Genomic DNA, 12,210 nt, shown 5'->3' with positions numbered 1-12,210 from the left:
GGTTTTCCTGTCTCCCGCACGATGCGCACCGCGCCCGCGCGGAACTCCGGATCGAACCTGCGTCTGGTCTCTCCCACGACCCAACCTTCTCCTTAGGTCAGATCTCCACGCTAGAAGGGGAAGCCCACCGGGGTTACGGCGGTCGGAAGTCCAGGCCGGTCTTGGCGGTGAAGCCGGTGATGAGGGCGGGTCGGTACTGCATGCGTTTGAGCCGGTTCTTGACCACGGCGATCAGTTGGTCGACGGTGCGGATGGCGAGGTTGGCCAGGCTCTTCTTCATGTGCGCCCACACGCCCTCGACCGGGTTGAGCTCCGGGGCGTAGGCGGGCGGGTGGAACACCGTCAGCCATGGGCGGGCGGCGATCAGCCGTCCCATCTCGGCCGAGGTGTGGGTGTTGAGGTTGTCCCAGACCACCACCAGCGGTCCGCCGAGCTGCTGGTGAGCGGCGTCGAACAACGCCGCGTAGTCGGCCTCGGAGAATCCTCGGCGTTCGCCCTTGCGGCCGCGATGCTGCCGCATCCGGTAGATCAGCCGCGATCGCCGGGCGGGGCGAGTGGCGATCAAGCCCGCGATCGACACGCGTCCGGCGCCCTTGACCGGCAGCGACACGACCGGCGTGTGTCCCCTGCGGCCCCAGGTGCGGCCTTTGGGCGATCTCAGGGTTTGGCCGGCCTCGTCTTCGAAGCACAGCCACGCCCCTTGCTGCGCCGCCAGCCTTTTATGATCGGCCACTGCTCGTCCTTCCAGGCGGCGATGGCCTGCTCATCGCGTTCAGCGGCGCGCCGAGTAGGCGCCTGCCAGCTCCAGCCCAACCGGTGCAGCAGGTAGCACACCCCGCCCACCGTGTACCGCACGCGGAAGACACGCTCGATCACCTCGGCGATCCGTGCCAGCGTCCAGCACTGATCCGGCCAGCCGTAGGCCATTGGTCCGCCGACCAGCACTTGCTCCAGCTGCGCCAGCTGGCCTTCGTCCAGCTTGCACACCGTCCCGCCCGCTCCTTTGGAGACCAGCGCCTGCCGGCCGCCGTTCTCCAGCGCCCGCCGCCACCGGTTGGCCGACATCCGTGACACCCGAAACTCCCGCGCTACCTGCGCGTCCGTCGCACCCTCGGCGAAGCGGTCGGCCGCCCGCATCCGCACCTGCTCGCGTCGTAATCGCTGCTCGGCGGTCAGGCCACCACCATCGGGATACCTCATACACTCCAGGTAGCACTCCGAAGGCCACCTGCCGATTCACGCCCAGGTCAGGCCATATAACCCTCACCTTTGAAGGTCTCTAGCCAAGGTTGACCTTGATGTAGATGGGCTTGTGGTCGGAGGAGGCGGCACCCTGAGCTACGTGGCACTGGGTCACGCTTCCCTTGGGGGCGAAGAGGTAGTCGAGCTTGCGCTTCGCGATGCTGCCGTCCTCTCGGACGTGCTTCTCGGTCCACCGTCCGTCGCGGCTGCCGTTCTGGTCGCACTCGGTGTAGGCCGCGTACACAGGCGCCAGAATGCGTCTTTTCGTGGCGGTGCTCTGCCCGCTGTCCGGCGGGGCCAGGTTGAGGTCTCCGCCAAAGACGGCACGGTATCCGGGCTTGGCCGCCGCTGCCAGCAGCTCCTGGACCTGCCTCGTCCGGAAGGGTGCGTCGGGCTGCTTGTCGTCGTAGGACAGGCCGGCGCTGAGGTGGGTGCCACAGACGTTGAGCCTCCTGGCCGGGATCGCGGCGCAGAGCGCCATGCGCTTGGCGTACCACGGCGGGGAGGTCAGTCCATGGGCCTGGAAGATGGCCACATTGTCGGCGACCGCGACGGTGACGGCGATATTGCCCCGCGGACGCCCATGCTGGTCAGGTGCGCAGGCCTTCGGCGAGCCATCCTTCAACGTGAGGATCGACGACCGCACGGTCCAGGCGCGCTGGGTCTTCTGCTCCAGCAGGCTCTCCAGTGTGGCCGTCCCGCCCGCGCAGAACTCCTGCAGGAAGATCACATCTGGCTTGATCGGCTGAGTGGTCGCGTACCAGCCGACCTCCACGGCCACCTCCTGCATGCTTCTGCCGTAGAAGAAGCAACCGGGATTGGTGCCCGCGCAGACATTCCAGCTCATCACCGAGGTGGCGGAGGACGACGTCCGAGCCTGGGCCTGCCCAGCGTGGAGAGGGACCGTGACGACCGCCAGAGCAGCCGTCACCATCAGCTTCCTCGCGATCATGGCTGGTCATTAAAGCATGTTCGGCCGTCTCCTCCGTCACCCGCCCGCTCGGCGTCAGTCGCTCCACGATCTACAAGTACGTGCCCGAGCTGGCGAGGCGCTCAGAAAGCAGTCGACCGCCGCGTTTCCGGGACGCCCTCTTTCGGGGCGGGCGCTTGCCCCGGCTGGCCTGGGTGGAGATCGCCGATCGGGCGGCGGGGGCGATCAAGCTGACGAAGCTGGAGGTTGCTACAGAGAGTGCGACCGAGCCTGCTCATCGCCGCCGACGCGATCGGCTCATAGACGCTGGTCGAGGGTAATCGGAAGCTGATCAAGAACAAGTCGGGGACTGACAGGCCAGTACGTAAGTCGATCCGGGGCTTGTCGGTAAGTACTCATGGACGTCGCGGACGAGAACCCCCGCAGGCAGATCCGGGAGACGTTCGGGACTCGGCCGCCGTCCGAGGAGGATCTACGTCCAGGGCGCGGGACGGTGGCGGTCCTGGGCGGGATAACGCGAGGCCCGCCGTTCCGGTGAATGGGGACGGCGGGCCAGCTGGTTGGGGCGTCCCGTTACAGGGTGAGGACGGCCTTGCCGGCGATGTGGCGATCTTGGAGGGCGGTAAGGGCCTTGTCGAGGGCTGACCAGTTTTCGACCAGGCCGAGTGTGGGGTGCAGACGGCCTGTGGCGACCAGGTCGACCAGGGTTTGCAGGTCGACGGACGGCGGTTCGGGGTGGGCGTACGACAGGTAGGGGAGGATGCGCGCGCCCTCGTGGCCGATGAAGTCGTAGATGTCGATGGGGGTCTTCTGGCCGCTACTCGATCCGATCAGGACGATGGTGGCACCGGGGGCCGCACGGCCCAGCGCGGCGGTCAGGGCCGGGCCGCCGACCGACTCGATGATCAGGTCGTACGGCCCGGTGGCCGCGACTGGATCGGGGACGACCTCGTGGGCATCCACGTCCTGGCGGGCTACGGCGGTCACGGTGGCGCCCGCGAGGGTGGCGAGTTCGACCAGGAAGCGGCCGACGCCGCCGTTCGCGCCGGTGATCAGGACACGGCGGCTCAGCAGGTTGCCGCCCATGCGCAGGGTGCGCAGCGCGGTGAGGCCGGCCAGGGGTAGCGCCGCGGCCTGCTCCATGCTGACCTCGGCGGGCAGTTCTGCGATTCGGTCGGTGGGCACGGCCACCCGTTCCGCCCAGCCCGCCTGCTCGACCAGGGCGGTCACCCGTGTGCCCGGCGCCGGGCCGCTCCCGTCGGCCGCCGCCTCCAGTACCACCCCTGCCACGTCCTGGCCTGGACGCCAGTTGTTCGTTCGGGCCTGCAGCAGAGTCAGTTCGCCGCGGTTGAGGCTGAACGCCCGTACCGCGACCAGCGCCTCGTTCCGTGCGGGCTCCGGGTCGGGGGTCTCGCTGATCACCGGGCCTTCCGGTGTGTTGATCACTGCTTTCATGTGTCCCAGTCAAGCCGGGGAACATGCCGGGACCCAGCCGCGCTTCCACTGTCGACCCATCACCGATCCTTATAGACAGGCCGTCATGGAGATCAGACAGCTCCGCTATTTCGTCACGGTCGCCGACGAGGGCGGCTTCGCCCGTGCGGCCGAACGGCTCCAGATCGTTCAGCCTGCGGTGAGCCAGCAGGTCGCGCGGCTGGAGCGGGAGCTGGGTGTCCGGTTGTTCGACCGGTCCACCAGGCAGATCCGGCTGACCGGTGCGGGGGAACGTCTGCTCCCAGAGGCTCGCGCCCTGCTGGACGTGGAGGAACGCATCCGCCACGTGGCGACGGACATCGCAACCGGACGTGACGGCGTGCTGCGTCTGGGGACCAGCCAAGGGCTGGGCGACCGGCTGGATCTTGTGCTGCAGGAGTTGCCTCCCAAGCTGGGGGTCAGGCTGAGCGCTCTGCCACTGGACGAACGCCTGGCAGCCGTGCGGGCGGGGCAGCTCGACGCCGCTTTTGTCCGGGTGCTCGATGCCGCACCCGGCCTCGAACTCCTGCCGCTCTGGACTGACCGCCTGGTGGTGGCGCTTCCCGCCGCACATCCGCTGGCCGGCAAGCCCGTCCTGGAGTTGGGGGACCTCGCGCGCCTACCGCTCCGGCTGGCTCCACGCGCGGACAATCCGCCGCTGCACGACCTGGTGCTGGCCGCCTGCCGGTCGGCCGGATTCGAGCCGGTATGCGGCCCGGCGTTCACCACCGTCCAGGACACCCTGGCCGAAATCGGCACCGGCGCCGCCTCCTGGACGATCCTCTACCAGGGGGCCACCGACCTGGTCCCGGCCCGGCGCGTGGCCCTCCGCCCGCTGGCCGACGCGGAAATCACGACCTCGCTCGCCGTACCGCCGGCCCCGCCCGGGCCCATGCTCCGCCTGCTGCTCGATGCGGTACGCCGGGGGACGGCTCAATAGGCGAACGGACACCCCGATGCCGAGGATGCCGAGGCCGACCGTGCCTTCGCTGTCAGCAGGTCGAGATCCCGTGCTCCGAGGGCGACCGGTCCGGCCAGGACACCGCTCGGCCGTGGCGGGGCTGTGGCTTCGGGACCGGTCCGGTCGTGGCGGTGGTCTGGCGGCGTTCGGGTAGGTGGATGAGGCGCCAGGCGATCAGGGCCCCAGCGATGTAGGCGGTGCCGACCAGGAGGAACGACAGGGCCGCTCCGGCGGTCCATCCGGGGGTGACGGCCAGGACGGCGCCGATGGAGGCGATGCCGACCAGGGAACCGATCTGCCTGTTGGCGTTGAGGACCGAACCGGCGGTGTTGGCGTGCCGGGTGCCCGCCGCGTTCACCGTGGCCGCCGTCATGGCGGGGGAGATGAAGCCGCCCGCGATGCCGGTCAGACCGAGAGCGACGGCCAGCATCCAGTACGGGGTGGAGGGCGACAGCGCGACCAGGGCCAGCGAGGCCGCCCCCGCGACCAGAAACGAGACGGCCAGCAGCGGACCAGCCGCGGCGCGCCCGGAGACGCGAGCGAAGACGATGTTGCTGACCGGGATGAAGATCGTCAGCGGCAGGATCTCAAGCCCCGCCTGGAGCGTGCGGGAACAGGCGACGATCGGGAACGTCTTCGCGCCTGCGGCCCTGATGGGAGCCGACGTCAACGCCTTCCTGCTACGCGAGTGCGATCGCATCTCGGTCAGCAGGTGGCGCAGCGTGATGCGGCCGAAGCCGGCCTCTCGCCGGGCGAGCTCGGGCAGGTAGCGGGTGACAGGGTCGTCGACGGAGGTGATGCGGCGCTCCGCGATCGCAATGCCGATCAGCGTGGACACGAACGGCTGCACCGATCGCCGTGTTGGCGGGCTCAGCGGTCACCCCCGTCATCCTATCGATCATGTCTCCCATGCGCTGGGCCTCGGCCCTGGTACTGATCGCACTGGCGGTTGGAGCCGCCGCCCGAGCCATCCGCAATGCCTTACGACCCGCGCGACCGCTCCGGCCGGCGAGACATCGCTTCAGCAATACTCTCTGAGCTTGTTCTTTATTCTCCGGATTGTTGTGCTAGGCAGGGTTTGACTGTTTTGCGGACAGCAAGACGGCCTTTAGTGATCATGTGCGGTGTCGAGTCGCCATTGATCACTACAAGGCCGTGAGGGTGAGTCTGCTGAACGATGCCGCCGGTGTCGAGTCCTCCAGGGTGTTGTCCCGGTTCCGGAACGACGTCTACGCCTGTCTCAAGGCGCGAGCCGATGCGTTGTTCGAGCTGGCTGATGCGCTGTTGTGCGAGCCGGGACCGGTGCGCTCGCCGGTGGATCTGAGCTTGTCGCCGGAGTACCGGCGCGGGCATGGCGCCTTGTACGGCGGGCTCAGCCACGGCCGGACCGACGTGGAACAGCTGTTTCTCCGGCCTGCTGTAAGCGTCCTGTAATGATCACAATGGATGTCTGTGGCTGAATGTGATCCATCCCCTGCAAGGCTTGACCAGCGAAACGAAAGCAGAAAGGCAAGCAAATGGCAGGACACATGCGCCTAGCCGTGGGTTTGGCCGCGGCGGCTCTCATCATGATGGCGCCCGGGCAGGCGCTCGCCGAAAGCCCCGGGTGGCAGACGCTTCCCACACCCAACCCAGGCACCGGCCACAACGAGTTCTTAGACGTGTCCGGCAACTCCGCCAACGACATCTGGGCAGTCGGGCAGTACGAGGTCAAACCGCACGTGCCCCGCTACGCGCTGGCCGCGCACTGGGACGGCACAACCTGGCGCAACGTCGAGGTCCCAAAACCGGAGGGCAAGAACAACGTGGACCTGGCCGGCGTGGCCGCGATCGCGCCGGATGACGTGTGGGCGGTCGGCACTGCCGGCACCACCAGCGACCTGAGCGGCACCAGCCTGATCACGCACTGGGACGGCACCTCCTGGCGGATCGTCCCCAGCCCGCACGTGGGCACCGCGACCACACCCAACCACCTGACGGGGGTCGCCGCCGCTGGTCCTGCCGATGTGTGGGCGGTCGGCTACGTCAGCGAGAACGCCCCCAGCAGGGCTCTCGCCCTGCACTGGGACGGCCGCGCCTGGACGCCGGTGCCGCTGCCGTTGCCAGGGACGGGCTTCACCCAGCTGTCGGGGGTCGCCGTGCGCGCCTCCGACGACGTGTGGGCGGTCGGATACGCTGCCAGCCGCACCGCTGGCCATAACATCGAACCGTACGTCGTGCACTGGGACGGCCGTACATGGTCCCGCATGGACACCCCGAACGACGGCGCTGACGGCACCTGGCTCACCGATGTCGCCATCAGCCCGTCCGGCGAGGTCTTCGCCTCCGGCGCCAGACGCTGGTACACCTGGGAAGGCGGGCTGACCGGCTCTGCCGCGCTCATGCGCTACAACGGCACGGCCTGGAGCTACGTCAACGTGCCCTCATTCGACACCGAGGGAACCAGCCTGGGAGATGTCGCCGTCGCCCCGGACGGCGAGGTATGGCTGGCGGGCTTCGGCCGCACCATTACCGGCTTCGCCCGGCTGTCCAACGGAACATGGCAGCTCATCGAAGGCGCGAATCCCGGGAACTGGTGGGGACCCAGTCACCAGGGGCTGGCCATTGTCGGAAAGCGGGTCTGGTCGGTCGGCTTCTCCAACCCCACGCAAGACGACAACGCCCGAACCTACGCCGAACGATCACCAGAACTGCCCTGACCCAGACACCCCCCGGCGCCGCGCAGGCGCGGCGCCGGGGGACTCATCCTTGCTCGGGGATCCGCCCTCGTGCGTCAATGTTCGAAGTCTGGCTGTTCTGCCGGCCTTTGCCGCGACGTGGGCCCGGGCCAGCGTGACGGACAAAGCCGCGGCCCAGCCCGCGATCACCCATAGGCCGACCTTGTCGCCGGTATCGTCGACCAATGCGCGCGCCAGGCTTCGGTGATGTGGAGACGATTCTCTTCAGGAAAGGGCAGTTTCCTGAAGAGAATCGGCCCGGCGAAAGGTCGTCAGCCCAGGCTGCATGATTCGTCGGACGCCCGGCCAACGCTGCTCCGCTATCACCTGCTCGAAGGACGCCAACTACTCGACCATCTCTTCGCGGCCGTTGAGCGACGTCCCCGGGGCGATTTGGGCTTTGCTGGACCAGCTTCTCAGCAAAGTGTGACTTCCGTCTCACAAGGCAACCTGGACAGCGAGTATGCATGGAAGAGGTATGCGATTCGCAATTCAACGAGCGGTGGATCTCCGCTCGGGCAGATTTTCTGTGGGCAAACCCTGAACATGCCTTCCACCTGCGGCGGTTCAGGCGGAGGTGGCGGCCAGCCACCGGGCGGAGGGACGCCCGCACCGGCGCCGGGACCCGCACCCGTCACCGACGTACGCGGACTCGCCGACGGCACATTGCTGCAAACCAGCGACACCGGCCGGATCTACAAAATGGTCGGTGGAGCGGCGGTCTGGCAGGCTACCTGCGCCAATGGGATCTGCGGGACAACACCCCGACCGACGACCCAAGCGGTGATCAACGCAGGACCAGCCACGCCCCGGGACGGTTCATCGGCCGTGGACCAGCGCGGCCGCGTGTACCTGTTCGTCGGCGGTGCACCGCTGCACCAGCACAGCTGTGCCGCACCGGTCGGCTGCGGCTCGCCGGTGAAGATCTCCGATTGGTCGATTGACGCCCGCGAACACATGAACAACGAACCTGCCGACGGCAGCCTCGTACAGGCCCGCGCCGGGGTCACCGATCTGCCGGTGTCGGTTACGGTGGGCGGTGCTCGTGTCCCCTTCACCAGCCCGCAGGAGGTCATCGACGCCGGCTACGGCACTAACTGGCGCGAGCGCGTCGTGATCATCACGTCGGACAGCTACCACCAGATACCGTCCATTCCCCGCGACGGCACTCTGATCCAGGGCGCTGCCGACGGCGTCTCAACCCCAGTGGGGGCGATCGTGGGGGGCGCCGTGATCCCCTTCGCCAGCCCGCAGGAGGTCATCGACGCCGGCTACGGCACCAACTGGACGTCGAAGGTGCGGGGCGTTCCGTCCCGCTACTTCGACGCGGTACCGAGGACGCCACAGGACGGAACCCTAATTCAGGGATCGGTGGGATCTACACCAGTGGCGGCCATCATCGGCGCGGCCAGGGTGAACTTCGCCAGCCCACAAGAGGTCATCGACTCGGGCTACGGCACCGATTGGGCATCGAAGGTGCGCGCCATCCCTGCCCGCGCCTTCAATGAACTGCCCACACGCATCGCTGACTTCACCCGGATAGCGAAGGCAGGGTCGAACTCCGAGGCTGCCATGGTCGGCGGGGCTCGGGTCGACTTCCACTCGATGGATGAGCTGGTCGCGTCCGGATATGGCGGCCGACCGCGTCAAGTGGTTCCTGCTCGAGTATGGGACAGCCTGACCACGCAAATCACCGACGGGACGCGGATCGGGGAAGCGTCCTCTTCCGCCCAGGCTGCGATCGTCGGCGGCGCCAAGGTCGAGTTCCACACCATGGAAGAGCTCATCGCTTCCGGCTACGATGATCAGACCCCCCAGGTAATCCCGGCCCGCGTCTGGGACGGTCTGACCAAGCAGATCGGCGACGGGACGCGGATTGTGAAGGCGGGGACCACGTCTGAGGCTGCGATCGTCGGCGGAGCCAAGGTCGAGTTCTACACCATGGACGAGCTCATCGCCTTCGGCTACAAGGACAAGCTGCGCCAGGTCATCCCCGTCCGCGTCTGGGACGGCCTGACCAAGCAGATCGCCGACGGTACCTATGTCAAGTCCCCGGACTCGGCGTCGGTGTGGCTGATCAATGGAGGGCGTAGGACTGTGGCACAGCAGAACAGCAATGTGCAGGTGATCCCGACTCGGGTCCTGGACGCCATCCCCTTGAGTTGATGATCTCGGTGGAGATCCGCAGCGCTGTGTGAGCGGTGCGGATCTCCACTTTTTTCCCTGAGAAAGGACCACATGCGAGCCCATCGATGGTGGTGGCTATGCATCAGCGCGCTTCTCCTGACCACATTGGTGCCCATCACCGCGCAGGCGAGCGACATCACGCTCCCTTATCCGGTACGTGACGCCTACCGGATCAAAATCCATTCAGCCAGATTTCTGGCCGGATAAGGAGGAAATAGCAGGGACCAATACCGGCGGCGTGGCGATCAACCTTGTGTGGGCCCGTTGGGAGCCGCAGATCAAGCAGGCGCCCTGCGCTGCGGATGAGCAGGAGTACGACGGCCGCTGCTTCGCCGTGCCGGCGGCCGTACACCAAGCTCACCCGCGGCGACCATCCCACCCGCGGTCACTGGGCCTCCTCCCGCGGTCTGCCACCCGGCTTCACCACCGAAGGCAGTTGGCGGCTGCGCCGCGACCATGTCGCAGGAACTGTTCCGCTGTTCGAATGCCAGGTCGGCGGTCACAACCTCCTCAGCCTCGAGCCTGGGTGCGAAGGGTTGCGGCCGCTCGGCCCGGTCGGCCACATCTACACCACGCAGGGCCCAACACCATTGCCCTCTACCGGTGCTACGTCCCTGGCAATGGGGACCACTTCATCTCCGCACATTCCGGATGTGAAGGCCAGCGAACCGAAGGACGCCTCGGCTACGTCTACAACGCGCCCAGGGTGGGGTTCTGATGGGTGTAGCTCTTTCTCGGTGAGTGTCTGAGCTGGGCTTTCGTGGTCGTGACTGTGTAGTCCGAGAACCGCCTTCTTCTGTAACAGCTCGTTTCAGAATGCGGTTCACAGCTTGCGGAGGCAGATGATGCTGCAGGCCACATGAAGCGGGTCAGAAACACGAAATCGCTGACGTTGCTCTCTACACTGGTCCGATGGCTGACTTCCCTCCACATACACGCCGCGCCGGTACCACCACACGCGGTCACCCCGACCACGCCTGCGCAGCGGTCGCGATGGGAGCCGCACTCGCGGTGACCGCCTTCCTTCCATGGACAGGCCTTACGGGTCTGTCCAGTAATCGGCTCTGTCTCTCTTTCGGTGGTAACGGAGCGTCAAGACAAAAGGATGCGGTGGCGGAGGAGTGCGAAGCCGGCTCGGCCGTGCATCTGACGCATGATGCGTTTCGTCTTCGTGTTCACGCCTTCGGTCCCGCCGTTGTGGAACGGTAAGGTGACGGCCGCGCGGACGGCATCGCGGTCCTGGTCAAGGCCGCGGATGAAGGCATGCAGGTGAGGCAGCTGGGCGGCACGGGCGGTGGCTATCCACGCGTCGAGGCGGCCGGCGTTGCCCTCGTGCGGCCGGAGCAGGCCGGCGAAGCTGCGGACGAGTCCGGCCAGGTCGATCATCTCAGGGCAGGCGCTGGTGAGATCGTCGAGCAAGCGGCGGCGCTCATCTGTGAGGTGGTCGGGCCGGGTCAGCAGAAGCCGGGCCAGGCGACGGGGTGCGATGGACAGACGGTCGGCTTCGACCCGGCCTTGGGTGATGTAGCGGTAGAGGAGGTTGAAGCTACCGGTGTAGCCGAGGTCCTTGATCTCATTGAATAAGTGCAGGACGGGAACGGCGGGGTCATCGGCGCGGCGGCGCCGAAGGTAGTTTCGGTAGGGGTCGACGAGGGTGGGCCGGTATTGCGGGGCGCGTTGCAAGCGTTCGGGTTCGGGCACGCGTGCGTAGCGTTTGACGGTGTTGAGAGCCAGGTTCAGGCGGCGGGCGCATTCGAGCAGGCCGACGCCCTTGCTGAGCAAGTCGTGGATCTGGTGCCAGCGTTCGCGGGTGGTCTGCGCGCGCTCGCCGTCCTGCAGGGGAGGTCCGGCCTTGGCCCAGCAGGCGCTATGCCCTGCCACCTCTTTCAGGACAGCTTCGCCGAAGTTGTGCCACAGGTGCCACCGGTCAGCGACCTGGATGGCGTCCGGCAGCGCGCGGCGGATCGCTTCGGCGTAGGCGCTCGAGCCGTCCCGGCAGACGACCCGCACCTTGGGATGGGCGCGAAGCCACGCTTCCAGCACGTCAGCGGTGCGGCCAGGCAGGACGTCGATACGCTCGCGCGTCTCGGCGTCGATCAGCACGGTGGCGTAGCGGTGACGCCGGCGCAGGGCGAAGTCGTCCACCCCCAGTACTCGGGGCACCCGAGGCTGCGGCAGGGGTAGGCGTAACAAGATGCGCAGGGCGGTATGCCGGGACAGATGTACGGCCAGCGCGGATAAGGCTCGCATACTGGCGCGGCCGGCCAGTTCGCGAACCACCGCGCCGATCTGAGAGCTCAGGCGGGGCGTGCGCCGCTGGTAGCGCTCCAGCACGCCGGGGAGCTGTTCGCGGAAGGTCTGACGGCAGCCGTGGGTCGGGCAGATGAGGCGGCGAATCCGCACCACCACCAACACGCCGCGGGCATCGACTGGGACATCAGCCACACGGCGCTCGTGATAGCCGTGCACACGCGCCGTCTCGGCCCCGCAACCTGGGCAGGCGACCGACCTATCCGGGGTCCGCGCTCGTATCCGGATCTGCTCGCCCTCGGCCGCTACATACTCCACGACCAGCGGCGATAACCCCGAAAACACCGTTCCTAGAAGTTCATCGACACCATGCATGACTCAACGTGACGCTACGAAACGTACCGTCACCACCGAATCTGCGACAGAGCCGAAAGAGACAGAGCCGATTA

At 67.2% G+C, this 12,210-nt stretch carries 10 protein-coding genes; 4 read left to right on the top strand and 6 right to left on the bottom strand.

Annotated elements, in window-relative coordinates; genetic code table 11:
• Positions 1-133 precede the first annotated feature (133 nt).
• The 4 genes from LDL49_RS53765 to LDL49_RS53750 all read right to left on the bottom strand — a co-directional run bounded on the left by LDL49_RS53765 (position 134) and on the right by LDL49_RS53750 (position 3,628).
• The gene (locus LDL49_RS53765; RefSeq protein WP_225302703.1) at positions 134-733 is read right to left on the bottom strand and encodes a transposase; all 600 of its coding nucleotides are present in this window, start codon (positions 731-733) and stop codon (positions 134-136) included.
• Positions 658-1,200: a winged helix-turn-helix domain-containing protein gene (locus LDL49_RS53760; protein WP_225302702.1), complete on the bottom strand. Its 543-nt coding sequence runs from the start codon at positions 1,198-1,200 to the stop codon at positions 658-660. Before LDL49_RS53760 ends, LDL49_RS53765 begins: the two co-directional genes overlap by 76 nt.
• Before the next feature lie 79 nt (positions 1,201-1,279).
• Positions 1,280-2,194: an endonuclease/exonuclease/phosphatase family protein gene (locus LDL49_RS53755; protein ID WP_225302701.1), complete on the bottom strand. Its 915-nt coding sequence runs from the start codon at positions 2,192-2,194 to the stop codon at positions 1,280-1,282.
• Positions 2,195-2,746: 552 nt separating this feature from the next.
• Entirely contained in the window at positions 2,747-3,628 is an 882-nt protein-coding gene (locus tag LDL49_RS53750) for a zinc-binding dehydrogenase (protein WP_225302700.1), read from the bottom strand.
• Positions 3,629-3,713: 85 nt separating this feature from the next.
• Here LDL49_RS53750 and LDL49_RS53745 point away from each other — a divergent pair, with 85 nt between their 5' ends.
• Entirely contained in the window at positions 3,714-4,586 is an 873-nt protein-coding gene (locus tag LDL49_RS53745; protein WP_225302699.1) for a LysR family transcriptional regulator, read from the top strand.
• Between the two features lie 52 nt (positions 4,587-4,638).
• Here the strand turns inward: LDL49_RS53745 and LDL49_RS53740 are convergent, their stop codons facing one another.
• Positions 4,639-5,445: an MFS transporter gene (locus tag LDL49_RS53740; RefSeq protein ID WP_225302698.1), complete on the bottom strand. Its 807-nt coding sequence runs from the start codon at positions 5,443-5,445 to the stop codon at positions 4,639-4,641.
• 323 nt (positions 5,446-5,768) lie between these two features.
• Between LDL49_RS53740 and LDL49_RS53735 the strand changes: the two genes are divergently transcribed.
• The 3 genes from LDL49_RS53735 (at position 5,769) to LDL49_RS53725 (ending at position 9,490) form a co-directional block, all read left to right on the top strand.
• Positions 5,769-6,041, top strand: a complete 273-nt coding sequence (locus tag LDL49_RS53735; protein WP_225302697.1) for a transposase — start codon at positions 5,769-5,771, stop codon at positions 6,039-6,041.
• Between the two features lie 95 nt (positions 6,042-6,136).
• Entirely contained in the window at positions 6,137-7,306 is a 1,170-nt protein-coding gene (locus LDL49_RS53730; protein ID WP_225302696.1) for a beta propeller repeat protein, read from the top strand.
• Between the two features lie 846 nt (positions 7,307-8,152).
• Positions 8,153-9,490: a hypothetical protein gene (locus LDL49_RS53725; protein ID WP_225302695.1), complete on the top strand. Its 1,338-nt coding sequence runs from the start codon at positions 8,153-8,155 to the stop codon at positions 9,488-9,490.
• 1,113 nt (positions 9,491-10,603) lie between these two features.
• Here the strand turns inward: LDL49_RS53725 and LDL49_RS53720 are convergent.
• Positions 10,604-12,136 carry an ISL3 family transposase gene (locus LDL49_RS53720; protein WP_225302694.1) on the bottom strand — a complete coding sequence of 511 codons (1,533 nt, stop codon included), beginning with the start codon at positions 12,134-12,136 and terminating at the stop codon, positions 10,604-10,606.
• Positions 12,137-12,210 lie beyond the last annotated feature (74 nt).

The sequence above is a fragment of the Nonomuraea aurantiaca genome, from assembly GCF_020215705.1.
Taxonomy (GTDB): domain Bacteria; phylum Actinomycetota; class Actinomycetes; order Streptosporangiales; family Streptosporangiaceae; genus Nonomuraea; species Nonomuraea aurantiaca.
This window is presented reverse-complemented; position numbering and strand designations above follow the sequence as displayed.

What these genes read in the sequence shown, in the direction of transcription:
- LDL49_RS53760 (WP_225302702.1), bottom strand. Translation starts at nt 1,200, where the DNA reads ATGAGGTATCCCGATGGTGGTGGCCTGACCGCCGAGCAGCGATTACGA.
- LDL49_RS53755 (WP_225302701.1), bottom strand. Translation starts at nt 2,194, where the DNA reads ATGATCGCGAGGAAGCTGATGGTGACGGCTGCTCTGGCGGTCGTCACG.
- LDL49_RS53750 (WP_225302700.1), bottom strand. Translation starts at nt 3,628, where the DNA reads ATGAAAGCAGTGATCAACACACCGGAAGGCCCGGTGATCAGCGAGACC.
- LDL49_RS53745 (WP_225302699.1), top strand. Translation starts at nt 3,714, where the DNA reads ATGGAGATCAGACAGCTCCGCTATTTCGTCACGGTCGCCGACGAGGGC.
- LDL49_RS53730 (WP_225302696.1), top strand. Translation starts at nt 6,137, where the DNA reads ATGCGCCTAGCCGTGGGTTTGGCCGCGGCGGCTCTCATCATGATGGCG.
- LDL49_RS53720 (WP_225302694.1), bottom strand. Translation starts at nt 12,136, where the DNA reads ATGCATGGTGTCGATGAACTTCTAGGAACGGTGTTTTCGGGGTTATCG.